Annotated in this window: 23 protein-coding genes; 14 read left to right on the top strand and 9 right to left on the bottom strand. The window is 68.6% G+C overall.

Going from position 1 to position 22,367, the window contains the following annotated elements; all coding sequences use genetic code 11:
- Positions 1–27: 27 nt before the first annotated feature.
- The gene (locus ACKTSN_RS20145; protein WP_409467247.1) at positions 28–1,290 is read left to right on the top strand and encodes an IS701 family transposase; all 1,263 of its coding nucleotides are present in this window, start codon (positions 28–30) and stop codon (positions 1,288–1,290) included.
- A gap of 185 nt (positions 1,291–1,475) precedes the next feature.
- On the top strand, positions 1,476–2,738 hold the full coding sequence (locus ACKTSN_RS20140; RefSeq protein ID WP_409467247.1) for an IS701 family transposase: 1,263 nt from the start codon (positions 1,476–1,478) through the stop codon (positions 2,736–2,738).
- Positions 2,739–3,012: 274 nt separating this feature from the next.
- Here ACKTSN_RS20140 and ACKTSN_RS20135 read toward each other — a convergent pair whose 3' ends face one another.
- A complete protein-coding gene (locus tag ACKTSN_RS20135) occupies positions 3,013–3,462 on the bottom strand; it encodes a DNA-binding protein (protein ID WP_409474873.1) in 450 nt (149 codons plus the stop codon).
- 193 nt (positions 3,463–3,655) lie between these two features.
- Between ACKTSN_RS20135 and ACKTSN_RS20130 the strand changes: the two genes are divergently transcribed.
- Entirely contained in the window at positions 3,656–3,883 is a 228-nt protein-coding gene (locus ACKTSN_RS20130; RefSeq protein ID WP_409470386.1) for a hypothetical protein, read from the top strand.
- A gap of 186 nt (positions 3,884–4,069) precedes the next feature.
- Positions 4,070–5,524, top strand: coding sequence for a hypothetical protein (locus ACKTSN_RS20125; RefSeq protein ID WP_409470385.1), 1,455 nt, complete (start codon positions 4,070–4,072; stop codon positions 5,522–5,524).
- Positions 5,525–5,713: 189 nt separating this feature from the next.
- On the opposite strand, the gene ACKTSN_RS20120 is transcribed toward ACKTSN_RS20125, so the two are convergent.
- Together ACKTSN_RS20120 and ACKTSN_RS20115 are read right to left on the bottom strand one after the other, a co-directional pair.
- Entirely contained in the window at positions 5,714–6,781 is a 1,068-nt protein-coding gene (locus ACKTSN_RS20120) for a tyrosine-type recombinase/integrase (protein WP_409470384.1), read from the bottom strand.
- A 238-nt stretch (positions 6,782–7,019) separates the two neighbouring features.
- Positions 7,020–7,757 (bottom strand): dienelactone hydrolase family protein, encoded by a 738-nt coding sequence (locus ACKTSN_RS20115; protein WP_356620439.1) that lies wholly within the window; start codon positions 7,755–7,757, stop codon positions 7,020–7,022.
- Between the two features lie 127 nt (positions 7,758–7,884).
- Here ACKTSN_RS20115 and ACKTSN_RS20110 point away from each other — a divergent pair, with 127 nt between their 5' ends.
- The 3 genes from ACKTSN_RS20110 to ACKTSN_RS20100 all read left to right on the top strand — a co-directional run bounded on the left by ACKTSN_RS20110 (position 7,885) and on the right by ACKTSN_RS20100 (position 10,477).
- Complete coding sequence (locus tag ACKTSN_RS20110; RefSeq protein ID WP_409470383.1) at positions 7,885–8,691, top strand: tyrosine-type recombinase/integrase; 807 nt, start codon at positions 7,885–7,887, stop codon at positions 8,689–8,691.
- Complete coding sequence (locus ACKTSN_RS20105) at positions 8,691–9,017, top strand: helix-turn-helix domain-containing protein (protein ID WP_409470382.1); 327 nt, start codon at positions 8,691–8,693, stop codon at positions 9,015–9,017. Before ACKTSN_RS20110 ends, ACKTSN_RS20105 begins: the two co-directional genes overlap by 1 nt.
- A gap of 104 nt (positions 9,018–9,121) precedes the next feature.
- Positions 9,122–10,477, top strand: a complete 1,356-nt coding sequence (locus ACKTSN_RS20100) for a hypothetical protein (RefSeq protein WP_409470381.1) — start codon at positions 9,122–9,124, stop codon at positions 10,475–10,477.
- A 31-nt stretch (positions 10,478–10,508) separates the two neighbouring features.
- Here ACKTSN_RS20100 and ACKTSN_RS20095 read toward each other — a convergent pair whose 3' ends face one another.
- A complete protein-coding gene (locus tag ACKTSN_RS20095) occupies positions 10,509–11,138 on the bottom strand; it encodes a TetR/AcrR family transcriptional regulator (protein WP_409470380.1) in 630 nt (209 codons plus the stop codon).
- A gap of 106 nt (positions 11,139–11,244) precedes the next feature.
- Here ACKTSN_RS20095 and ACKTSN_RS20090 point away from each other — a divergent pair, with 106 nt between their 5' ends.
- Positions 11,245–12,297 (top strand): aldo/keto reductase, encoded by a 1,053-nt coding sequence (locus ACKTSN_RS20090; protein ID WP_409470379.1) that lies wholly within the window; start codon positions 11,245–11,247, stop codon positions 12,295–12,297.
- A 367-nt stretch (positions 12,298–12,664) separates the two neighbouring features.
- Here the strand turns inward: ACKTSN_RS20090 and ACKTSN_RS20085 are convergent, their stop codons facing one another.
- The 3 genes from ACKTSN_RS20085 to ACKTSN_RS20075 form a co-directional block, all read right to left on the bottom strand.
- Complete coding sequence (locus ACKTSN_RS20085; RefSeq protein ID WP_409470378.1) at positions 12,665–13,516, bottom strand: recombinase family protein; 852 nt, start codon at positions 13,514–13,516, stop codon at positions 12,665–12,667.
- A 390-nt stretch (positions 13,517–13,906) separates the two neighbouring features.
- On the bottom strand, positions 13,907–14,443 hold the full coding sequence (locus tag ACKTSN_RS20080) for a hypothetical protein (RefSeq protein WP_409470377.1): 537 nt from the start codon (positions 14,441–14,443) through the stop codon (positions 13,907–13,909).
- 266 nt (positions 14,444–14,709) lie between these two features.
- On the bottom strand, positions 14,710–15,804 hold the full coding sequence (locus ACKTSN_RS20075) for a L,D-transpeptidase family protein (protein ID WP_409470376.1): 1,095 nt from the start codon (positions 15,802–15,804) through the stop codon (positions 14,710–14,712).
- A 670-nt stretch (positions 15,805–16,474) separates the two neighbouring features.
- On the opposite strand from ACKTSN_RS20075, the gene ACKTSN_RS20070 reads away from it, so the two are divergent.
- Positions 16,475–17,491: a hypothetical protein gene (locus ACKTSN_RS20070; RefSeq protein WP_409470375.1), complete on the top strand. Its 1,017-nt coding sequence runs from the start codon at positions 16,475–16,477 to the stop codon at positions 17,489–17,491.
- Between the two features lie 149 nt (positions 17,492–17,640).
- On the opposite strand, the gene ACKTSN_RS20065 is transcribed toward ACKTSN_RS20070, so the two are convergent.
- Entirely contained in the window at positions 17,641–17,913 is a 273-nt protein-coding gene (locus tag ACKTSN_RS20065; protein ID WP_409475126.1) for a hypothetical protein, read from the bottom strand.
- Between ACKTSN_RS20065 and ACKTSN_RS20060 the strand changes: the two genes are divergently transcribed.
- From ACKTSN_RS20060 to ACKTSN_RS20045, 4 genes are all read left to right on the top strand, one after another.
- Complete coding sequence (locus ACKTSN_RS20060) at positions 17,848–18,048, top strand: peptidoglycan-binding domain-containing protein (RefSeq protein ID WP_409470374.1); 201 nt, start codon at positions 17,848–17,850, stop codon at positions 18,046–18,048. The genes ACKTSN_RS20065 and ACKTSN_RS20060 overlap by 66 nt on opposite strands.
- Positions 18,014–18,130, top strand: coding sequence for a peptidoglycan-binding domain-containing protein (locus ACKTSN_RS20055; RefSeq protein ID WP_409474872.1), 117 nt, complete (start codon positions 18,014–18,016; stop codon positions 18,128–18,130). Before ACKTSN_RS20060 ends, ACKTSN_RS20055 begins: the two co-directional genes overlap by 35 nt.
- A 105-nt stretch (positions 18,131–18,235) precedes the next feature.
- Entirely contained in the window at positions 18,236–19,915 is a 1,680-nt protein-coding gene (locus ACKTSN_RS20050) for a protein kinase domain-containing protein (RefSeq protein ID WP_409470373.1), read from the top strand.
- 104 nt (positions 19,916–20,019) lie between these two features.
- On the top strand, positions 20,020–20,472 hold the full coding sequence (locus tag ACKTSN_RS20045) for a hypothetical protein (RefSeq protein ID WP_409470372.1): 453 nt from the start codon (positions 20,020–20,022) through the stop codon (positions 20,470–20,472).
- Here the strand turns inward: ACKTSN_RS20045 and ACKTSN_RS20040 are convergent.
- Complete coding sequence (locus ACKTSN_RS20040) at positions 20,453–20,872, bottom strand: HIT family protein (RefSeq protein ID WP_409470371.1); 420 nt, start codon at positions 20,870–20,872, stop codon at positions 20,453–20,455. The two genes, ACKTSN_RS20045 and ACKTSN_RS20040, sit on opposite strands and share 20 nt — an antisense overlap.
- A gap of 58 nt (positions 20,873–20,930) precedes the next feature.
- Between ACKTSN_RS20040 and ACKTSN_RS20035 the strand changes: the two genes are divergently transcribed.
- Entirely contained in the window at positions 20,931–22,355 is a 1,425-nt protein-coding gene (locus ACKTSN_RS20035) for a toll/interleukin-1 receptor domain-containing protein (protein WP_409470370.1), read from the top strand.
- The last annotated feature ends 12 nt before the right edge of the window (positions 22,356–22,367 follow it).

Genomic DNA, 22,367 nt, shown 5'->3' with positions numbered 1-22,367 from the left:
CAGGTAGATTGTGATGTTCTGTCAGGTGTGACACCTGAGGAGATGGAGACGGTCCGCCCGCGCCTGGAGGCGTTCGCGGCGGAGATGCTCGGTTCGCTGGCGCGTCGGGACCAGCGGGCCAAGGGCGAGCTGTATCTGCGCGGGCTGATGCTGGACGGCAAGCGCAAGTCCATGCAGCCGATGGCCGAGCGCCTGGGCGTGGACCACCAGCAGCTGCAGCAGTTCGTCTCATCGTCCACCTGGGACTACTCCAAGGTCCGTGAGCGGCTGGCCCGTTGGGCTGCCGCGCACATTTCTCCCGAGGCGTACGCGATCGATGATGTCGGCTTCCCCAAGGACGGCTACGACTCACCGGGGGTGGCGCGGATGTACTGCGGCGCCCTGGGTAAGCGCGGCAACTGCCAGGTCGGCGTCAGTGTGAACCTGGTCAGTGACCGTGCGTCATCGGCTGTCGACTGGCGCCTGTTCCTGCCCGAGAGCTGGGACGACACCAAGTACGGCGAGGACGCGCTGATGGCCGAGGCGATCCGGCGCCGCCGCGCCAAGGCGGGAATCCCGGACACCGAGCGGCACCGGGAGAAGTGGCGCCTGGCGCTGGACATGCTCGACGAGGTGCGCGACAACTGGGAGTTGCCCGACCTTCCGGTCGCCGCCGACGCCGGATACGGCGACGCCACCGGCTTTCGCGAGGGCCTGACCGAGCGCGGCCTGACCTACGCGGTCGCGGTCAAAGCCACCACGACCGCGCACCCCGGCAATGCCACACCCCAACGCCCGCCGTACTCCGGGCAGGGCCGCCCTCCCGTGTCCGCCTACCCCCAACCGCACACCACCCTGCGCGCCCTGGCCCTGGCCGTCGGCCGAGCGGCCACCCGCACCGTCACCTGGCGCCAGGGCAGCAAGGCCACCAGACGCAACCCGAACGCCGAGATGCGCTCGCAGTTCCTGGCCCTGCGGGTCCGACCGGCCAACCGCACCATCCGCCGCGCCGCCGACGGCTCCCTGCCCGACTGCTGGCTGCTCGTCGAGTGGCCACCCGACTCCGCCGAGCCAACCGACTACTGGCTCTCGACGCTTCCCGCCGACACCCCACTGCGCGAACTGGTACGAATCGCCAAGATCCGATGGCGAGTTGAGCACGACTACCGCGAGCTCAAGGACGGTCTGGGCCTGGACCACTTCGAGGGCCGCAACTACCTCGGCTGGCACCGCCACGTCACCCTCGCGTCCCTCGCCCAGGCCTTCTGCACCATGCTCAGGCTCGACCCAAAAGCCCCTGCGCCGGCCTGACCCTCTACGCGGTCCTCCGCGAACTCCAGGCCCTCCTGGCCACCTGGACCGGCGCCTGCTCGATATGCGGCCAACCCGCACCAGCACCCGAACCCCACCACAGGACCTAACAAAGCCCTACTAGTAGGGCTTTGTTAGGTACCCCGATTGATCATCGTCAGGTAGATTGTGATGTTCTGTCAGGTGTGACACCTGAGGAGATGGAGACGGTCCGCCCGCGCCTGGAGGCGTTCGCGGCGGAGATGCTCGGTTCGCTGGCGCGTCGGGACCAGCGGGCCAAGGGCGAGCTGTATCTGCGCGGGCTGATGCTGGACGGCAAGCGCAAGTCCATGCAGCCGATGGCCGAGCGCCTGGGCGTGGACCACCAGCAGCTGCAGCAGTTCGTCTCATCGTCCACCTGGGACTACTCCAAGGTCCGTGAGCGGCTGGCCCGTTGGGCTGCCGCGCACATTTCTCCCGAGGCGTACGCGATCGATGATGTCGGCTTCCCCAAGGACGGCTACGACTCACCGGGGGTGGCGCGGATGTACTGCGGCGCCCTGGGTAAGCGCGGCAACTGCCAGGTCGGCGTCAGTGTGAACCTGGTCAGTGACCGTGCGTCATCGGCTGTCGACTGGCGCCTGTTCCTGCCCGAGAGCTGGGACGACACCAAGTACGGCGAGGACGCGCTGATGGCCGAGGCGATCCGGCGCCGCCGCGCCAAGGCGGGAATCCCGGACACCGAGCGGCACCGGGAGAAGTGGCGCCTGGCGCTGGACATGCTCGACGAGGTGCGCGACAACTGGGAGTTGCCCGACCTTCCGGTCGCCGCCGACGCCGGATACGGCGACGCCACCGGCTTTCGCGAGGGCCTGACCGAGCGCGGCCTGACCTACGCGGTCGCGGTCAAAGCCACCACGACCGCGCACCCCGGCAATGCCACACCCCAACGCCCGCCGTACTCCGGGCAGGGCCGCCCTCCCGTGTCCGCCTACCCCCAACCGCACACCACCCTGCGCGCCCTGGCCCTGGCCGTCGGCCGAGCGGCCACCCGCACCGTCACCTGGCGCCAGGGCAGCAAGGCCACCAGACGCAACCCGAACGCCGAGATGCGCTCGCAGTTCCTGGCCCTGCGGGTCCGACCGGCCAACCGCACCATCCGCCGCGCCGCCGACGGCTCCCTGCCCGACTGCTGGCTGCTCGTCGAGTGGCCACCCGACTCCGCCGAGCCAACCGACTACTGGCTCTCGACGCTTCCCGCCGACACCCCACTGCGCGAACTGGTACGAATCGCCAAGATCCGATGGCGAGTTGAGCACGACTACCGCGAGCTCAAGGACGGTCTGGGCCTGGACCACTTCGAGGGCCGCAACTACCTCGGCTGGCACCGCCACGTCACCCTCGCGTCCCTCGCCCAGGCCTTCTGCACCATGCTCAGGCTCGACCCAAAAGCCCCTGCGCCGGCCTGACCCTCTACGCGGTCCTCCGCGAACTCCAGGCCCTCCTGGCCACCTGGACCGGCGCCTGCTCGATATGCGGCCAACCCGCACCAGCACCCGAACCCCACCACAGGACCTAACAAAGCCCTACTAGTGCTGTGACCGCATAGGTTCGCCGTGTTGGTCGTCGTTGATTGAGTTCCCTGGAGATCCCTTCCAGGGTGTGGAGCGTCGGCATGCGCTCGGGCGCCGCAGCCCCAGATGCCCGGCCCCTGGCTGGCGAGCAATCCGGGGCGGACCCTTCCTATTCCGGGCCCTCCGCGTCGGGTGCGGCGCGGCTGGCCAGTCGTTCGTATCGCTGTCTGGCTGCTTGCGGAGTGCCAAGCCCGAGACCGAAGGCGATCTCTTGCCAAGTCATGCCGCGGCCACGTGCCATCTCGAGGAGTCCGGTTTCCAGTTCGTCCATCTCCCCGCGAACCAGCGGGACGAGGCTCAACGCGGCGGTGATGTCGGCGTGGTCCACCTCCGGCTCAGCGTCGTCGAGCTGTGCGGCCCCACTGAGCAGGAACGACACGAGCCTGACGGCTTCGTGCGGCCCGATGACCGAGGGATGAACCTGTCGGTGGCGTTGCTCGTCGGTAGTCGCGTGTCGCTCGGCGATGCGAAACAGGGACGCGTAGACGCGGTGCACTCGCGCCTGCTCCGGCTGTGGGGGCGTGAACGGGTCGGTGTGCTGTTCAGGAGTCGACGGCATAAGAAGGTGGATCGCCGAGGTAAGCCCGAAAGGGGCCACAGGATGATCTTGAAGCCGTGAGGCGGTGCGGGTGGTTGCAGGGTCGGCCCCGGACTCCCAGCTCTGTCCCCAAGGGCAAAGTAACCGACAGGTAGCTTTCGGGTAGTCAGATGACTCGTTTCCTCGCTCTCGGGCGCTTCGTTGGGCCGTCCGAGTGAAGCCCGAGACCCGCAGCGTGGCCGGCATTCCGGGCGGCATCTCGGAGTTCGACTACTTCGGTACGACGGTGCGCCTGCGCGACGGCAACCGGGACGGCTACGCCGACCTGTACGTGGTGGGCCGCATGGGCGGCAACCTGCGGCTGCTGGGCTCCAAGGCGGGCATCACGACGGCAGGCATCACGACCGTGGACTGGGCGACCATCGAGGGGATGGGTCAGTAGCGGCCGATCCAGTCACGCGGGCCGGGGGCAGGGTGGGGTAACGACACACCAGCCCCACACCCCAAAAGTTCACCGAACTCCCGTACAACCCTCCCGCCCCTCCAGTGGTCTCCTGCTCGCACACCCTTACGGCAGTTGGGCCCGCGCCCCACTCGGCGCGGGGCCCTCCCCCCTCCTGGAGACGCCTTGCGCACACGCCCGCTCCTGATGGCCGCTTGCCTCCTCGCCTCCGGCCTGACTCCGCTCGCTCTGGCGGTGCCCGCCGCCCACGCGGCGACCCCAGCGGCTCCGTACGACTTCAACGGCGACGGGTACCGCGACCTCGCGGTCGGCGCGCCGGGTGCCACGGTCGGCGGCAAGACGAAGGCGGGGGCGGTGTCCGTCGTCTACGGCTCGTCCACCGGCCTGAGGACGACGAAGTACCAGACCATCACCCAGAACTCGACCGGTGTCCCCGGCAGCGCGGAGACCGCGGACGTCTTCGGCAAGGCGGTCACGTCGGCGGACCTGGACCGCGACGGCTACGCGGACCTGGTCGTCGGCGCCCCGGGCGAGGACATCGGCTACGAGGTCAATCCCGACCCCGACGACGGCACGGTCGTGATCGTCTGGGGCGGCTCGGCGGGGCTGTCCGGCGCCTCGACCGTCGAGAACATCATCTCCAACGACCGCGACCACTACGGACAGGCCCTGACCGCTGGGGACTTCGACGGCGACGGGGACGACGACGTCGCGGTGGGCGCCACAGGGAACTCCAACATCCAGATCATGAAGGGCCCGTTCGCCCGGTCCGGCGAGCATATGAGCGGTTCCACGTCCGCGGGCATGGGCCACGGGTCGCGGCCGTTCGACGACACGTACGGCGTCGAGTACCTGTCCTCGGGCGATGTGCTGGGCGCCGGCTTCGACAGTCTCATCGTCCACGGCCGCGCCAAGGGCACCGACGACGCGATCACGGCCTGGGCCGACGGCCGGATCACCAACTTCACCGACTGGCTGGAGTACCTCCCGGGCGGCTACGTCTCCTCGGTCGCCGACGTCAACAAGGACGGTTACGCCGACATCGTGGCCGGCAACCACCGGGAGAGCGCGGCCGATCCCTCGGGCGCACTCGGCGGCAAGGTCACCCTCGTGTACGGCGCTCCGGAGGCCCAGTTCACCGAGACCCGCAAGACCGCCTCGTACACCCAGGCCACGACGGGCGTCCCCGGCACCTCGGAGTCCGGCGACGGCTTCGGCGGAGGTGTCTCGCTCGGCGACATCAACGCCGACGGACACGCAGACCTCGCGGTCGGGGCGACGTACGAGTCCTTCGGCACCTCGGAGGACACCGGCACGGTGACGATCCTCTACGGCAGCAAGACCGGATTCTCGGCGACCGGCGCGCTCACCCTCTCCCAGTCCACGTCAGGCGTCTCCGGCACCTCGGAGGACAACGACCGCTTCGGCGGCCGCGTCCTGCTCGCCGACACGGTCAAGGACGGCAAGGCGGACCTCACGGTCGCGGGCCCGGGCGAGGACGGGGGCGACGGCGCGGTCTGGTTCTTCAAGGGCCTGACGAACGGTTCGGTGTTCGGCCCGTCCGCCACCGGTGTCTCCACCTCGGGCGCCCCGGCGTTCGGCACGACCCTGGGCAGCTGAGCCCTCTGGCAGCGCAGGCAATTCCTTTTGATCCAGTGCCGGCGCGCCACCTGCTCGTGCCGCATCGGCGGCGGCGTCCCCAGCGCAGGAGCAGGACGGGCGGTCTGCGCTGGCGGCCTGCTGATGTCGGCCCTGTAGTCCTAGCTCAGACACCAGGGAGCAAGTAACCCACCGGTAGGTTCTGGAGGTTCACCGACTACGTCGGGCGGCGGGGTCGCGTTCGGCGACGTGCCGGGCGACGGCGTCGACACCGGGGCGAGCGTATCGCTCCAGGGAGCGGACGGAGGCGTGGCGGGAGCGCGCCAGCAGCATCGGGGTGGAGGTGCCGCCCTCGGCGTCGTGTGTGAGGGCGCTGTGGCGAAGCCGGTGGAGGGTCCAGCCATCCAGGTCCTCGATGTCCTCGGGTGAGGCGAGCGGGTTGGCCAGCAGCCGGGTGTTCTCCTCGAAGATCTCCTCGGCCCGTCGGTAGGAGAGCCGGGCCCGGCCGGTCTCCGGGCACACGTCGAGCGTCGGTGTCCCGGCCGGGGCCTTGCGGTCGGTGAGGAACAGGGGCCCGCGGGTGCGGCGGGCGATGAGGCGGGGCAGGAGCTGGGCGGTGCCGGACTGCCAGTGGATCCACTCGGTTGCCCCGCCCTTGGCGGTGATCTTCCCACGCTTGTCCTGCGGGTACAGGTCCTCCACGTTCAGGCACAGCACCTCATCGGCCCTGGCCGCGGACTCGTAGAGCATCTTCCAGAACGTCTTCTCCCGCAGGGCGACGTCCAGGCGCCACAGGGCGGCGATCTGGTTCTCGGCCAGCGCCTTGGTGCGGTCGGGCGGTGCCGGCCGCCGCTCGATGCCGATCGTCGGGTCGCAGTCGATCCAGCCCTGGCGCTGCCACCAGCCGATCGCCTTGCGCGCGATGGACAGCTCCCGGTTGACGGTGTCGGCGTCCATCTCGTCCGCCCGCGCCGCCGCCAGTTCGGCCAGCACCTCGGGCAGCGCCGGGTCGTCGATCGCCGTGACAGGGAAGACGGGCGGCTTCGCGCCCCGGCGGGCGGGTCCGGTCGGCGCGGGCTCGCCGGCGAGCATCCACCCCCACGTCGTCAGCGAGATCCGGTAGATCCGCGCGGACGACTTCGCGATGCCCGCACCGGTGAGGTACCGCTCGACCGCCGCGGTGTACGACGACGGCGGGGCGGACAGCGGCACGACTCGGGCGCGCGGCAGGCGGAGCGCGCCCCCGCTCCCGAGTTCGGTCACCGGTTCGATCGCCACGTCCGCCCTGCCCTTCCGGCACTGCCGCAGTAAATGCGTACACCTCGCCTGCGGCGCCCGGAGAACCCGCCGCAGGTAAAGGCTCCGTCGCAGTAAATCCGGTATTTACTGCGGCAGTTGCGAACGCGTCTCCGCGGTCGAGCATCCGCCCGAATGTGGTTCTGCTATGGGGACTTGAGGGGAGGGGACTGTGAGTGCCCGACGCGGACCAGGCCTGGCGCCAGGCTGTTTGCCTGGGTCATGCCCGCAGATCTTCCGTCACGGGCAGGCACTCGGCGAGCAGGTCGACGACGTCGCGCCAGGCTCGCTGCGCGTGCTGTGGGTGGTAGCCGACGCCGGGGACCGTGGGGTGGTCGACCGGCGGGTGGTGGAAGGCGTGCAAGGCGCCGCCGTAGACCGCGAGGCGCCAATCGACGCCTGCGGCCTGCATCTCGGCGGTGAACGCGTTCCGTTGTGCGGGCGGCATGATCGGGTCTTCCGACCCGACGCCGGCCCACACCGGGCAGCGAATGCGCGCTGCCTCGCCCGGTCGGCCCGTGGTCAGTGCGTTGACTGTCCCGATCGCGCGCAGGTTGACGCCGTCGCGCCCGAGTTCCAGCCCGACGGCGCCTCCGGTGCCGTAGCCGATGGCGGCGATCCGGTCGGGGTCGGCCCGCGATTCGGTGCGCAACACGTCGAGCGCCGCATGGCCGATGCCCCGCATCCGGTCGGGATCAGCGAGCAGCGGCAGGCAACGGGCCAGCATCTCCTCGGGGTCGCCCAAATAGCGCCCGCCGTGAAGGTCGAAGGCCAGCGCTACGTATCCCAGCTCGGCGAGAGCATCGGCCCGGCGGCGCTCGACGTCGCTGAGCCCCATGCCCTCTGGTCCGAGCAGCACCGCGGGCCGCCGGTCGACACCGGCCGGGAGCGCGAGGTGCCCGATCATCGTCAAACCGTCGGCCGGATACTCGACCGTACGCGTCGTAATCGTCGTCATGAGACTGGACTGTAGTGATCGTCGAGCCCGGTCCGGCCGGTGTTCTGCCGCTGGCAGAACAGTGCGCGTGTCCCTCTGAAATACGGGGGCCGAGCGCTCAGGGCTTCAAGATCATCCCGTGGTCCCTTTGGCGCGTACCTCGGAACCGGCCTACGGCTGGGCCGCCGAGTGCGAGCGCCGTTTCGGTACTCATCCGATCCAGGTGTGTCACGAGTGGAACACCGCCGTGCACATGCAGGAGTGCGAGGCCGAGTCCCCGAAACGGGCCTTCACCCGGGATGAGTTGCAGGCGTTCTTCGACCACGCCGACGACGAGGTGAGCCGGGTCCGCGGACGCGGCCGCAAGGGATGGCTGCCCGCCTTCCGCGACGCAATGCTGTTCAAGACCGCGTACGCCTATGGGCTGCGGCGCAACGAGACGAGGATGCTGGATGTCGCCGACTTCGGCCGCAACCCCGAAGGGGCGGAGTTCGGCGAGTACGGCGTCTGCTACGTCCGCCACGGCAAGGCCAAGAAGGGCTCACCCCCCAAGCGCCGCAGCGTACTGACCGTGTGGGACTGGTCGGCCGAGATCCTTGACCAGTGGGTCAGCGAGGTGAGACCCGCCATGCGCCACGCGGACGGGCCCGCCCTGTGGCCGTCTGAACGCGGCCGTCGCGTCGGCCTGCAACGGCTGGACTCCCGCTTCGCCGCCTATCGCGACGACCTCGCTCTGGACCCGGTCCTGGACTTTCACTCGCTACGAAGGTCCTACGTCACCCACCTGATCGAAGACGGCTGGGACGCCCTATTTGTCCAGCAGCAAGCCGGTCACGACCATGCCAGCACGACCTCGATCTACACCTGCGTCTCCTCCGACTTCCGCACCCGCACGCTGCGGCGGGCGCTGGACGGCACGGTCGAGGCCGCGCTCAGACCCGTCAGGAGGGCGTGATGAAACGCCAGGTCAGCTACCAGTGGCGACTGCGGGAGCGGATGGCCGCCGCCGGTATGTTCACCACCAACGAGCTGGCCCCGCCGCTGGCCGAGCGGGGCATCAACCTGTCGCTCTCCCAGGTCCACCGGCTGGTCACCGGCACCCCCGAGCGGCTGTCGCTGCCGGTGCTGGCCGCACTCTGCGACATCTTCGAGTGCACCCCGGCCGACCTGATCGCCACCAAGGCCGAGAACGCCGCCATCCGCAAGGTCGCCACCGGCGACGCGGTCGTCGACCTGTCGGCGGTCCGTCCCAAGCGCGCCCGGATCCGGCCCGAAGGGTGAGCCGCACCCGAGTGCCGGCGAGCGCACGGTTCTGCGCCCGCTGCGGCCGGGCGGTGCGGCCCGAGGCGAACCACTGGCCGGAGGGCTACATCTGCCAAAGCTGCATGACCAGAGCCCTGGAGACCTACGGAACGTGCGTCGGCTGTGGCGTCGATCGGCTCACCCCTGGCCTCGCGCCGGACGGCGGCACGCTCTGCACTGACTGCGCAGGCGGGCTCGGTGACTTCACCTGTGAACGCTGCGGCCGGGAAGCCAGGCGCTACCGGCGCGGGATCTGCGGCCGATGCGTCCTGACCGAACGTCTCCATGACTTACTCGACGACGGCTCCGGCTCCGTCCGCACCGAACTGCTCCCGCTGTTCGATGCCTTGCGACTGATGCGCCGCCCCTGGGGCGGACTGACCTGGACGAGCCATTCCCACGTCCAGCGCAACCTGCGGGCCCTGGCCCGAGGTGAAGTCCCGCTCACCCACGACGGACTGAGCCAGCTCACACCCTGGCGGTCGGTCGCCTACCTGCGCGACCTGCTCATGCAGAGCGGCGTCCTGCCCCCGGCTGACCGGCAGCTACTGCTGTTCCAGCGGTGGCTCGCCGAAAAACTGTCCGCCATTGACGACCCCGGGCACCGGCGCCTGCTGGAGCTCTTCGCCACCTGGCACGTTCAGCGCCGCCTGCACACCCGGGCCGACCGCTGCCCGCTCACCAGCAAACAGATCCACCAGGCCCGCAACGAGATCCACCTCGCGACCGCCTTCCTCGCTCACCTCGCCGAGCGCGGACGAACCCTCGCCGACTGCACACAGGCCGATGTCGACGACTGGTACGCAGGCGGCTACACCGCCCGGCGCCTCACCCACGCCTTCCTGCGATGGGCGATGCGGTCCAGCCACATGCCCACGGTCACCATTCCGCACCGCTCCACCAACAACCCAACTCCGCTCGCTCAGCACCAACGGCTCACCCTGCTACGGCAGGCTGTCAACCGCGACGACATCCCTGTCCAGGACCGCGTGGCCGCCGCGCTCGTCCTCCTCTACGCGCAACCGCTCACCCGGATCGCGCGGCTCACCATCGACGATGTCCTGCGTGAGGACGGCGAGGTCCAGATCCGGCTCGGCGACCCACCGTCGCCCGTCCCTGAGCCCTTCGCCGGCATGCTGCTGGACTACCTGGGCCAGCGGCCGAACACCATGACCGCAACCAATCCGAGCGCCCGATGGCTCTTTCCAGGCCGCCGGGCCGGACAGCCCACGACCCCGGACACCCTCGAAATCCGCCTCCGCAATCTGGGCTTCCCCACCCAGCGAGGACGCACGTCGGCGATCCGCCACCTCGTGCTCCAGGCCCCCGCCCCCGTGGTCGCCCGCATGCTCGGCTACCACGACGACACGACCGCCCAACTCGCCGCCGAGGCCGGAGGAACCTGGAAACGCTATGCCCCCGGAGATCACGCGCGGTGACCCGCGCTCAGCGACGGATGCGGGAAGCCGGTCACGCACGACCTTCGCCGCCCGGCAGGTACGCTCCCGCACGCGCCGCAGCCGCGGCGGCCTCGGCAGCCTGGTCTGCGGCGGCTTCGTCGAGGCGGTCGCCGGTGGTCAACAGGCGGTAGTAAAGCGGGGCGGAGACAGCACGGATCACCTCGTGGACATCGGTGCCCTCGGGCACCTCGCCCCGGTCGATGGCCTGCTGGACGCAGGGCGCCCACTCCTTGATGCGGATGTCGTAGAAGCGATGCAGGGCCTCGGCCGTCTTCGCCTCACAGGTGGCGGCCGCGATCACTGCCTTGAACAGAGCCCCCTGCCGCGGGTCGGCCAAGGTGCGCTGCACGAGCCGAGCATTGGCCTTGAGGTCGCCGAGCAGCGAGCCGGTCTCGGTCCGTGGCAGTGACTGCTCGGCCATGTCCATCAGCAGGTCGGCCACCAGGCTGGTCACCGTTCCCCAGCGGCGGTAGACGGTGGTCTTGCCCACCTCGGCACGGCGCGCGATGTCGGCGAGGTCCAGGTGGGCAAAGCCATGCTCCGCCAAAGCGTCCCCAGCCGCTTGCAGCACCGACGCCCGCACCCGCGCCGTGCGCCCTCCAGGACGGACGGTCCCCGGATCCGCACCCTCAAACCCCATAACGGGACTCCAGTTTCGTTAACCACTCGCACCTGCTACGTTGAGGTCCACACTAACGGAACTCCAAGACCATTAGTTATGGCCGGGCGACGAGAGAGGAACAGCCATGGAACACAGGCGGCTGGGCACATCCGGACTCAGGGTCCCCGCACTGAGCTTCGGCGCCGGCACCTTCGGCGGCCAAGGGCCGCTGTTCGGCGCCTGGGGCAACACCGATGCGCGAGAGGCACGCCGTCTCGTGGACATCTGCCTGGACGCCGGGATCACGATGTTCGACACCGCCGACGTCTACTCCGGCGGCGCCTCTGAGCAGGTGCTGGGCGAAGCGATCAAAGGCCGCAGGGACCAGGTGATCGTGTCCACCAAGACCAGCCTGCCGATGGGTGACGGCCCAGGCGATGCGGGCTCCTCCCGTTCGCGCCTGATCACCGCATGCGAGGACGCCCTGCGCCGACTCGGCACCGACTACATCGATCTGTTCCAGCTGCACGCCTTTGACGCCGGCACGCCGATCGAGGAAGTCCTGTCCACACTCGACGACCTCGTACGAGCAGGGAAGGTCCGCTATCTCGGCATCTCCAACTTCTCCGGCTGGCAGGCGATGAAGTCCCTCGCGAACGCGGAGAGATATGGCCACCCGCGCTATGTCGCACATCAGGTCTACTACTCCCTCATCGGCCGCGACTACGAATGGGAGCTGATGCCCCTCGGGCTCGATCAGGGCCTCGGAGCCCTCGTCTGGAGCCCGCTCGGCTGGGGACGGCTCACCGGCAAAGTCCGCCGCGGCCAGCCGCTACCGGCCAACAGCCGACTGCACCACACCGCGGCCTACGGCCCGCCGGTCGAGGACGAACACCTCTACCGCGTGGTCGACGCCCTCGATGAGATCGCGCAGGAGACCGGCAAAAGCATTCCGCAGATCGCCATCAACTGGCTGCTGCAGCGACCGACCGTCTCCTCCGTCATCATCGGCGCCCGCGACGAGGACCAGCTTCGCCAGAACCTCGGTGCCGTCGGCTGGACGCTCACGCCCGACCAGATGGCGAAACTCGATGCGGCGAGCGGCAAGACAGCGCCCTACCCGTACTTCCCATACCAGCGCCAGGAAGGCTTCGCCCGCCTCAACCCACCAGTTGTCTCGCCTCCGCCTGCTGCATGAGACCGGCGTCAACTAGCAGGAGCGTATAGCCGCGTGTCCCGGACTCGGGCTGGCAGGGTGCTGCCTCGCCCAACGCCTGCCCGGGGCCTGGACAACTGCAGTGACAGCCTCTCCTCCCGTCCGTCAACTTGCCGGAACGACCACATACGGTCACCGCTGAACCACACGCACAGAGGAATAGGCGACAGTCGATTACGCGAGGTCGCCAGTTTCACACCCCTCCCCGGCGCGAAACGGCATCGTCGTGGTGCAGACCGGTCGCGCCAGGGAGCAACGGGGTTGTGGTCAAAGGCTGCTGTCCGGTGGGGGGGTCCTGGGGTCCCAGTAGTTCTCGCCGAAAAAGCAACGCTAAGGACTGAGCCGCAGGTCAGCGTGCGGGTTCCCCCGGGGGCGTAGCAGTCTGCGCGTCGTACTCGCGGAGCATCCGCATGATGGTGGCGGGTGAGGGGTGTTGGCCGCGCTTCTTGCCGGTGCGGATGACGAGTCGGGAGGCGATCTCCCGCAGAGACAGGTGTTCGGTGTCCCGCAGGCGCACGGCGGTGGCGAGCATGTCGTCGTCGGAGACTGGCACCCCGCCGATGGCCTTGCCCTTCGTACGGGCGGTCTCCTGCCCCTCCAGGGTCTTGTCGCGGATGTAGTCGCGCTCGGACTCCGCCATGGCGGCGAAGAATGCGAACAGGGCGGCGCCGTGCCCGGCCGGGTCGTGCCTGCCCGCGAGGGGACCGGTGAGGAACTCCAGCTCGATCCCGGCGTCGCGCAGTTCCTCGGCGGCCTTCAGCAGCTCCAGGGCGCCACGCCCGAGCCGCTTCATCTCGTGCACGACGAGGGTCACCTTCGCCCCCAGGGAGCGGTAGTCGCGGGCGGCGGCGAGGGCGGCCTTCATCTCGGGCCGTTCGCGCACGCGGGTGCTGATGCACTCCTGGAACAGCCGGTGCACGCCGGAGGCTTCGAGGGCGTCGACCTGGGACTGGATCTCCTGGCTCCGGCTGGAGACGCGGGCGTACCCGAGGCGGATCTCCATCGCGACGGCTGGCGCCGCGGTCTTCTGGACCGGCAGGGCCTGCCAGGTGGAGCCGGGGTGGCGTACGGCGGGGGTGGCGACGTGGAGTTCGGAGCGCAGGGCGGGGACGAGTTGGAAACGAGCGGTGTGGTACTTCGCCGTGACTTTGTTCGAGGTGGTGCGGCAGGGCGAGCCGGCTGGGGCCTGGCAGGTGGACATCGGGCAGACGTGCGATTCCACCAGCTTATGTGGGTCGTTGATCACGCCTCGACTGTTCCAGGAGTGCGTTTCATCGGTCAAGAGCAAGGAAACGACCTGTGAAACAAAATCACCTGCGCGGATGGCGCGGCGGCGCGGTGTTGAAACGGGGGCCACCTATGAAACGCGGGAGGGAAGAGTAACTACGCGCGCCCTCCAAGCTGCCGTGGCCGCTGCGCGGGAGACACCCGCGCCCTGGACCATGCCGCCCACGCGCTCTATGCAGGAGCCGGCGTGGCCGTGAGGACGACCTGCTGGCGCCGCTCCGACTGGGGCGACCCCTCCGGCGTGCACCGGAGGGGCTATGGAAGGACAAAGACTTGACGCGGTTCGGCCTCGTCTCGGCTGCGCTCAGTGGCGTGGGCGGCTGAACCAGGCCACGCCGTCCTTCTGAACCATGAAGACGATCAGCAGAACACCGGCAGCCAACTCTACGAGGGCTGCCATGACGATGGCCGCGGGGGCGGTGCTGGCAGTGAGGCCGAGGGTGAAGGTGCCGACGATGCAGTGCCAGGCGCCGTAGACGATTGTGCCGATGCGGAGGGCGTTGCCGCCCTTGCCGAATCGTGCGGCGAGCACGATCGCGATAAGGGCGTAGATGACACCCCCGACCATCCCGGACCGTGCGGCCTCTGCCTGCGCTGCCGCCTCCTGCTTCGCTTCATAGAAGACCGAGCCAAGGGGCCCCGAAGACCCGCTGTAGGGGCTGTAGGGGTCATTGAGGGCGATCTGCGCTGCCTCGGCCTGAACGAGCGCAGCCAGGCCCAAAATGATCAGGAAGCCCGCCAGCAGGAACAAGACGATGCGAGTCGCCTTGACCCGCTGCGGCATTTCCAGGGAGCCGCTGACGTAACCCGGCTGCTGCACGTATCCGAAGCTGGGCGACATCTGAGGTCGCGGAGGGTAACTCGGCGGGGGCGGCATGTGCGAGAAGCCGAATCCCGGCTGCTGGCCTGGGAGGTTGCTCTGCCCGGGCTCCGGGTGAGGCGACTCGTTCATGAGGACCGTTCTCCTTCGGTCTTGAAGTGGCGGGGTCAGATGTCAATCTGGTCGGCATGGCGGTCGAACCTCTACCAGGCCTGGGTGGGAGGGGGGAGGCTTCCGCCGGGTTCATCCGGCGGAAGCCTCGGCTGAGCTGGTCGCGGAGGTGGCGGTCAGCTGACGTGGAGTGTCTTGGGCCAGCCGACGGTGTCAAGTCGGTTGAACAGGTCCTTGATGTCCGGTGGGCTGAGCTTGATGCAACCGAGCGACTTGTAGTCGTCCTCGCCGTTCCACTGCGTGGGTTCGGAGCTGCCCCTGCCGCCGTTCACGGCCATCTCGCTGTGGACAAACAGCGCGCTGCGCAGGGTGCCGTTCGGGCTGCACCGCTTGTTGGAGAGGCCGATCGCGTAGCCCTTGATGATGCTGTTGCGGTTCTTTTGGTGGCCCGTGATCTGGTAGACGCCGTTGGGCAGCCAGCCCTTCTGGGAGGCGCAGGGGTTGGTGGTGACGCCGGAGCCGGCGCGGTACTTCTTGATCGCTTTGCCGTTCCGCATGATGTACAGGGTCGAGGCGGCCGGCTTGTGCTGGTTCTTGCTGAACAGGAGGTAGTAGCCGCCGGCGTTCGGCCTGGGGGTAGCCGCCGATGTCGCCATGAGGGCTCGCCATGTGTTGGGGCCGACGACGCCGTCCACGGCCAGGTGCCGGTCACGCTGGAACGCCTTGACGGCTGCGGTGGTGCGCGGACCGAAGACCCCGTCGGCAGCCGCGGGGTGGCCGTGGCCGGTCAGTAGGCGTTGCGCGGCGGTGACGGCCTGGCCGTGGCTGCCGGGGCGCAGGTTGAAGATGAGAGCGGACCACGTCTTGGGGCCGACGGTGCCGTCGGGGGCAAGACGGTGGGCGCGCTGGAACGCCTTGACGGCGTTCGTGGTGGCGGGGCCGAAGACGCCGTCAGCGGCCAGGCGGTGTCCGCGGGCGGCCAGCAAACTCTGGACCGCGGTAACGCGCACACCGCGCTGTCCGCGGCTGACCACGGGCCACCGTGCGGCCAAGGGGTTCCAACGTGTGGCCAGAGGGGTCCCGTGCTGGCCGTGGTGGGCTGACGACCCGCCAGTGGCCGTGGTGAGCTTGGCGGTCACGGGCGATGTCGACTGTGCGGAGTGCTCGGCGGGCGTGTAGGCGGTTCCGGCTACGAAGGCCAGCACAGTGCAGGCGATGGCGGCCGGTGCGAGCACGCGGCCCAGTCGACTGGCGTTTTCGGTGGTGTTCATGGGCGTCTGACTCCTTTTCGGGTGATGCTGTGGTGTTCTTCGGGCACGACGGCATGGCTCTTCGAGGACGAAGCGAGGGGTGAGCCGACGGTCGATCGCCTGCCGGCGGCAGAACCCTGCGTGCGCCGCAGGCGGTTGTGGACGGTGCGCTCTCGCCCGTCCCGCAGCCTGTGGCGCGCGGGACCGGCGGGCTGGAACGGTTCGGGGGCTAGCGGCTCGCTACTGGGTGATCACCAACCGAAGGTCGAGCCTTTGCCCTTGCAGGGGTGGCACACGCCATCCCCGCCGCAGGCATCGCAGTTGCGCCGGCCGAGGAAGCCGTGGAGCTCTCCGGTGCCGTCGCACTTGCGGCACTCACCGCTTCCGTCACAGGACTTGCATTGAGGCATCAGTACAGTTCCTTTCTCTAGATCCTTAGGTCCGTTGAACCAACCGCTCGCGGGTGACCGCGCCGCTAAGCTCGGCGGATGCCGATGCCGCGTGGCAGGGGGTTACCTGCGAGCTCAACAACCCCCGTGGGGGTTCGCGAGACCCAGGATTGAGGGACATCGGGCACCGTGACCAGAGCTGTCGGAGGGCACGGTTTCCCATGTGCGTCCCGCTCCGATCCCGCCAGCGTCACACGGCATTTACCTGCGGAAACGTCGGAATCTGGGATGACGGAGGGACAGTGGCGGGAAGCGGGGACACGCTCGACGGTGCGGACGTCGAACCGGGCGATGCGCCTGACGCGGCGAGGGTGGTGCTTGCTCAGAAGCTGCGCGCAGCGTGGGAAGCGTCGGAATCCAAGCTGCCGTTGGAGCGGCTCGAAGCGAAGCTCAAGGAAGTGCTGCACGGCCAGAACGTCAAAGGACTGGGCCGCTCGTCTATCGGCCGGTATATGGATCCGGAGCACACGACCCTGCCCGACAAGGCTGTGCTCGCGGCGCTGGCGAAGATCTTCGAGGTCAGCGACGAAGAACTGGCGGAGTGGCACAGGCTGCACACGGAGGCGAAGGCCGGCCAGAGGCGACGTCAGCTACAGCGTCCGGTTTCTGACCAGCCAGCCGCTGCCCCGGTTCATGACGCAGCTGCCGAAGGCCGGTCCCAGCAGGATGCCGCCGACACGTCCGAGACACTGGCCCACAGGCCACGAGTACTGTGGCGCCGCCCTACCCTCGTCGCTGTTGCTGCCGTGGGCCTTGCAGTGCTGGCGGTCACAGGGGTCACCACCTTGCTCGGCGACAGAGACAAAACGCCCTCTGCAGCCACCACGCCTGAGCCCCTCGCCCAGGAATGCCGCACCAATTGGGAGCCGGTGCGGCAAGCCTCTCTGTACGTGATGCCGTGCATCGGACACGACAACGACAGAGTCACGATCTCCGTCAAGTACAAGGCGATCCCGCAGGACGGAATTCCGGGCGAAGCAACCGTGTGGCTCTGGCTCATGAACACGGACCTGATCAAGAACCACACTTTCCAGATGACCCGGAACGAGTCGACGCTGCGCCGCTGCCGGATCCACCTTGACGACGGAGACCAGGTCAAGACCTGTGGCCCGTTCCCACTCGCCCCTCCGACCAAGGAAGGGGTGTACACGACCTCCAGCAGCGCCCGTATCAATGACTCCGTCTACCCGCCCGGCTGGGACGATCCTGGATTCGCCGGTACTCAGGGCGGCTCCCTGCCCTGGAAAGGGAAAAGCTGATCGGCGAAGTCGGTTGGTGCAAAGGCGCCCTGTGGCCCGGCTGGCTCCCAGGATGAAGGGGTCGTCTCCCCCCAGCTCGTAGCGGGGGAGACGACCCTTCGCCGTACAGGCGTACCCAACGCCCGCGGCCCGATGCTCTCGGTCCCGCCCTACAGCCCGTCTACGGGGTCGGCGGCGGCCGCCGTCCGCAACGGCCGGTGGCCCCGCTCGTCGAGCTGGGCGAGTTCGCGCTCGTAGTCGACGGTGATGGACCCGTAGTAGTTCACGGCCGAGCTGCGGGCCGGGGAGATGTGCGCCAGCACCTGGGCGTCTACCTTCCGGCCGGCCTCGCGCAGCTGGTCGACGGCCAGGCCCATGTGCGCTCCTTCCAGCGGGACCGCTCCCTTGCCGCCGACGGCATCGTCGGCCCCGACACATGGCACGCCCTCATCATCAACGTCCGCTCAGGAGACCGCCGCCCCGCAGTCACAGCTGTACAACGCCTGCTCACCACACACGGCCACCCCCGTCGACAACGACGGGATCTTCTTCGGTACGTCAACGGCGAAGGCGGTTGAAGCTCTTCAGCAAGAGCACCATCTGGCCACAGACAGCGTCGTGGGCCCGGACACCTGGGCAGCTCTCCTCAGTCGGGCATGACCCGCACCCGCCCTCGACTGGGTGGTCTCTGACAGAATCTCCGATCCCCGCACATTCGGCTCGCGGCCACACCGGTCGGCAGCTTTGGACAACGGCAGGAGACGCATGACCGCGCACGCCGGACTCGACCGCAGCGACCCGTCGAAGGTCGGTCCTTACCGCATCCGCGGGCGCCTCGGAGCAGGCGGCATGGGGGTCGTGTATGCCGCCGACGACACACAGAACCGCCGCCCTGTCGCCGTCAAGGTGGTCCGCAAGGAGTTCGCCGACGACCCTGCGTTCCGGGCCCGGTTCGCCCGCGAGGTCGCCGTCATGAGCCGGGTACACGGACCGTGCCTGCTGCCGCTGCTGGCCGCCGACACTCAGTCCGCTCAGCCCTGGCTAGCCACCCCGTACGCACCGGGGCCGACTCTGGCCAAGCACATCAGCATGTCCGGGCCGTTGCACGGTGCCAACCTGTATGGGCTTGCGGCGGGCGTCGCCGGCGCACTCCAGGCCGTGCACGCCGCTGGCATCATCCATCGCGACCTCAAGCCGTCGAACGTGATCCTCACGCCTGCCGGGCCTCGCGTGCTGGACTTCGGCATCGCGCATGCCCTGGACGAGACCGCCATCACGCGTACCGGAATGTGGTCAGGGACGCCGGGCTGGACCGCACCCGAGCAGTACAAGGGGATCTCCGCTAACTCCGCCTCCGACATCTTCGCCTGGGGCGCACTGCTCGCCTACGCCGCGACCGGGCGGCAGCCATTCGGCGTGGGGGCCCCCGACGTGGTGGCCTGGCAGATCATGGAGGGCGAGCCGGACCTTGAGGGGCTACCTGGCGAGTTGATGCCGCACGTGGTCGCCGCCCTCGCGAAGGATCCTGGCGACCGGCCAGATGCAGCCGACCTGGTTAGCCGCTTGGCGCCGCTGCTGGCTGACCAGCCCACGCTGGCCGGGCATCCTCCCACCTTGGTTGACGCGCCTTTGGAAGCCTCAGTTGCGGCGCACTGGACCGCATCACCCGCAGATGCACCGTCGTGGCCCACACCGCCGGCCCCACGTGCCCGACAGATGCGCACTGCCGTGATCGCCGCCGCGGCGGCAGTCGTGGCCATCGCGGGCGGCATCGCTGGCTACACCGCACTCCACCAGTCCGCAGCCAGGTCCGATCACACGCCGCCCCACAAGACCAGTACCAAGAAGAGTGTGGTCGCCGCCGGCGGGAGCCCCAGCTCCACCCCGAGCGCGAGTCCGAGTGCTCGCGCGACGTCATGGGCCACCGAGCCGGCGATGAGCATCGACACCGCCGCCGCCTACACGGCCACGATCAAGCTGCGCCAGGGCACGCTCGCCATCAAGCTGGACGCGCAGGACGCCCCGCGCACAGTCAACTCCCTGAAGTTCCTCGCCGACCAGGGCTACTTCAACAACACCACGTGCCACCGGATCACCACCCAAGGCATCTATGTGCTCCAGTGCGGCGACCCCACCGGCACCGGTTCCGGCGGCCCCGGCTACACCATCCCAGACGAAAACCTGAAAGCGGCATCCATTGCGAAGGGCACCTACCCAGCGGGCACAGTGGCGATGGCCAACGCAGGTCCAAACACCAACGGCTCCCAGTTCTTCCTCGTCTACAAGGACAGCGCCCTTCCGCCCAACTACACCCCCTTCGGAACCATGACCACCGGCCTCAACGTGGTCCGGGCCATCGCCGCCAAAGGCACGGCGAACGGCAGCGGCGACGGCACTCCGCGGGAACGCGTCGTCATACGATCGTTCACTGTCACGCGTCAGTGAACGCGGCGCCCACGACGAGCCTCCGCGTCCGACGGGGCTTTCGACCCCAACGCCCCGTCGGTACCATCGTCGAACAGCTGCTGGGGAGCGGGGGGACGTGGCGTGTGACCGCACTGAACGACGAGCCTGACGCGGGTTTCACCCCGGGCACGGTGCCGCTGCACGCCGACCGGCTCAAGCATCTTGAGTTCGTCCAGGCGGTCATCACCCGCCTGGGCAACAACTCGTTCCTTATCAAGGGCTGGGCGCTCACCCTGGCTGCCGGTTTCCTTGCACTGTCGGCAAACGAGAAGAGCTGGCAGGTGGCGGGGGCCGGTGTGGTGCCTCTGTTCGGTTTCTGGTTCCTCGACGGGTACTTCCTGCGGCAGGAGCGGCTGTACCGGCGGCTATACGACGCCGTACGCCGACCGGGCAGCACGGTCGATGTCCTGTCCATGAACGTGGGCCCGTTTCTCGCGGAGATCCCGCTGCGCGGCGCCGTCCTGTCGCAGACCCTCGTTCTGTTCTACGGGGCGCTGGTGGCGGCGGACCTTGTGCTCATCGTCCTTTGGCTCTGATCTGGCGGGCCAGCTCGTCCAGTGCGGCCTCGTCCCTGGCCGGCTCCCGCGGCGGCCAAATGTTGCCCACGGCATCCCCATCCCAACGCGGGACCAGATGCACGTGCGCGTGAAACACGGTCTGCGAAGCGGCCCGCCCCGCCGAGTGGATGATGTTCATGCCAGCGGGATCGAGGACCACGCGCAGCGTCCTGCCAACCGCCAGCAGGGAGCACATCAAGCGTTGTACTTCGGCGTCCTCCATGTCCCAGAGATCCGCGGCATGAGTCCTGGGCACGACCAGGGTGTGCCCCCAGGTGGCCGGGGTCAGCGGGAAGAAGGCGACCGTGTGGGCGTCCTCGTGGACGACACGCGCACGGCCGTGGTGCGCAACGATGTTGCAGAAGGCGCAGGTTTCCATAGGGTGCTCTCTCCTCGTTCGCCACGTGTAGCGCGGCGTCTTCTGATACGACCGTGCCATGGGTGGGGTCTTCATCAACTACCGCAGAGGCCAGCACGAAGGCGCAGTCTGGGCCGTGTACGAGCGCTTGGTCCAGCACTTCGGCGCCGACCAGGTGTTCCTCGACAAGCCGTCGATCGTGCCGGGCGAGCGGTATCCGAACGTGTTGCGCGAACGGGTGGCCGACTGCGACGTCCTGCTCGCCGTGATCCACGCAGGCTGGGCGGCCGAGAAGAAGAACGAACGCGGTGACCGGCTGCTGTACCGCGAGGACGACTGGGTCCGGCTGGAGATCGAGACGGCATTGCGGACCGGCAAAACCGTAATCCCTTTGGTACTGCACGGGGGGAAGCCGCCGTTGGCGAGTGAACTTCCTGAGTCTCTGCGCGAGTTCGCCCTCAAGAACGCTCACTTCATGACACGCATGGGCGACGAGCGATGGGTTCCCACGCTGGAAGAGCTGATCCGTGTGCTCGAAGCGCACGTCGCTCCCACCTGGCAGCCGTATCCGATGCCGGAGCCGGATCGGCGCCGGCACGGTGGTCACCTGCTGGCTGTAGCCACAGCCGTGGCGGCGGTCGCGTTGCCGCTAGTGGCCGCCTGGCTGACCCGGACCGGTGTGGGAAATGCCGGTCCCCTTCGCTCGCTCACCATGGGGTCGATCGGGTCGATGTCCGTCGTACTTCTTCTCAGCTGCGCTTTCTGCGGCCCACTGCGGCACCAGTTCAACCGCGCAGAGCAATGGCTACACCGCGCCTCGGAGCGGAAGTACCTCCTCCTGACGTCCGCTCTGCCCCTCCTGCTGATCCTCTTGGTGTTGTTCACCGCCTTCTCCCTGTGGAACGGCCGACTGAAATTCGGGGGCGTGGTCCTGATCATGGCCGTCGCTTGGGCCGTGATGCAGATGGCCGTGAGAATCCTGAAGGCCGACAAGAAGGAGCAGAACCTGCGGACCCGGTGGCCAGTCCTTCTGCCCAAACGGGTGCCCCGGCGGGTGCTGCGGCGCGCCATCGCCCGGCTGGAAGAGCGGGCGGACCAATGGAAACACCCGCTCACTCGCGAGCAGCGCGACAAAGCGACGCTGGAGCTCGAGCAATTCGAGCGGGCGGTGGCGACGATGAAGAAGGAAGCGGAGCGGTCACGGCTGCGATGGCTGTCCGAGGATATGCCCTTGCAGTTCAGCGTGTATGTGCTGTGGATCTCGGTGAACACTGCGCTGGCCTGGGTGTCCGCCCCCAGCACAACCGTACGGGTGGTGGTGGGGGTGAGCGCCTGCCTCGCGCTGGGGACGATGGAGACGCTCTACCGGCATCAGCGCTGGCTCCGGCAGACCGTGTCGACTGAGATCGCGCTGCAGAAAACCGCGCTTGGGAAGCAATTCGCTGAGCTGAGCTCCCCCGCCCGTACCAAGCCGTCTGAGCCCTCCGACGAAGGCGTCCGGTGAACTGTCTGCCCT

The sequence above is a fragment of the Streptomyces flavusporus genome, from assembly GCF_046267975.1.
GTDB classification, from domain to species: Bacteria; Actinomycetota; Actinomycetes; order Streptomycetales; family Streptomycetaceae; genus Streptomyces; species Streptomyces flavusporus.
Note: the sequence above shows the minus strand (reverse complement) of the source record. Positions and strands in the feature narration are given on the sequence as shown.

Bases quoted from the DNA above. Each gene is read 5' to 3' on its own strand.
- ACKTSN_RS20135 (WP_409474873.1), bottom strand. From the start codon at position 3,462: ATGCCGTCGACTCCTGAACAGCACACCGACCCGTTCACGCCCCCACAG.
- ACKTSN_RS20115 (WP_356620439.1), bottom strand. From the start codon at position 7,757: ATGACGACGATTACGACGCGTACGGTCGAGTATCCGGCCGACGGTTTG.
- ACKTSN_RS20105 (WP_409470382.1), top strand. From the start codon at position 8,691: ATGAAACGCCAGGTCAGCTACCAGTGGCGACTGCGGGAGCGGATGGCC.
- ACKTSN_RS20100 (WP_409470381.1), top strand. From the start codon at position 9,122: ATGACCAGAGCCCTGGAGACCTACGGAACGTGCGTCGGCTGTGGCGTC.
- ACKTSN_RS20095 (WP_409470380.1), bottom strand. From the start codon at position 11,138: ATGGGGTTTGAGGGTGCGGATCCGGGGACCGTCCGTCCTGGAGGGCGC.
- ACKTSN_RS20090 (WP_409470379.1), top strand. From the start codon at position 11,245: ATGGAACACAGGCGGCTGGGCACATCCGGACTCAGGGTCCCCGCACTG.
- ACKTSN_RS20085 (WP_409470378.1), bottom strand. From the start codon at position 13,516: ATGTCCACCTGCCAGGCCCCAGCCGGCTCGCCCTGCCGCACCACCTCG.
- ACKTSN_RS20080 (WP_409470377.1), bottom strand. From the start codon at position 14,443: ATGTCGCCCAGCTTCGGATACGTGCAGCAGCCGGGTTACGTCAGCGGC.
- ACKTSN_RS20075 (WP_409470376.1), bottom strand. From the start codon at position 15,804: ATGAACACCACCGAAAACGCCAGTCGACTGGGCCGCGTGCTCGCACCG.
- ACKTSN_RS20050 (WP_409470373.1), top strand. From the start codon at position 18,236: ATGACCGCGCACGCCGGACTCGACCGCAGCGACCCGTCGAAGGTCGGT.
- ACKTSN_RS20040 (WP_409470371.1), bottom strand. From the start codon at position 20,872: ATGGAAACCTGCGCCTTCTGCAACATCGTTGCGCACCACGGCCGTGCG.
- ACKTSN_RS20035 (WP_409470370.1), top strand. From the start codon at position 20,931: ATGGGTGGGGTCTTCATCAACTACCGCAGAGGCCAGCACGAAGGCGCA.